1 pseudogene is annotated in these 773 nt (G+C 66.2%); it reads left to right on the forward strand.

What is annotated here, in order from left to right:
* Positions 1-286, forward strand: a pseudogene (locus JCM19049_RS16305) (hypothetical protein); the annotation flags it as partial.
* Positions 287-773 lie beyond the last annotated feature (487 nt).

Genomic DNA, 773 nt, shown 5'->3' on the forward strand with positions numbered 1-773 from the left:
CCTGCCGGTGTCCTACGCCATCATCGGCGGGGCACCGCACCGCTTCGCCCCGTTGGCGGACCTGTACCGCAAGGCCGGTGCCGCCTCCGGGCACGCACCGGAAACCCTGAAGGTCTCCGTGGCGGCCATGGGCCTGATCGCCCCGACCAAGAAGGAGGCGTTGGAGCGCTTCTACCCGCTGGTACAACCTGAACCTGGAAATGGGGCGCCTGCGCGGCTGGCCGGCACCGGACAAGCGGGCCTACGACATCCAGGCCGAGGCACCGGGCGCCTACTACGTCGGTGACCCGGACGAAGTGGCCGAACGCATCGTGCACCTGCACGGCTACCTGGGCACATGCGGCACTTCCTGCAGATGGACGTCGGCGGCATCCCACAGGAGCAGCTGCTCGAATCCATCGAGCTGCTGGCCACCGAGGTGAAGCCCCGCGTCCAGCGGCTGCTGGAAAAGAAGTAGTCGCGGGTTAGCGGCGGAATAAAGGGGCGCGAACACCACCAGGGTGTTTGCGCTCCTTTGCACTGCCCGGAGTCCGCCAGGGGGCGTGCGGGAGACGGGCGCAGACTCTGAAATGACTGGATGCAATTCACCTTTTGGGACAAGGGACACTACTGTTCAAACAGAACATGTTCCCCGCGGGCGCTGCCTTCGCCTGAGCACCATGTCGCCTTATCATCCTCGTGTCCACGAAAGGCCCACCCCATGCCTGTTCCCCGTACGCGTGTACTGCGCGCCCTGAGCGCCGGCGCCCTGACGGTTGCCCTTGCCAGCGGCG

It is taken from the genome of Arthrobacter sp. JCM 19049, from assembly GCF_001310435.1.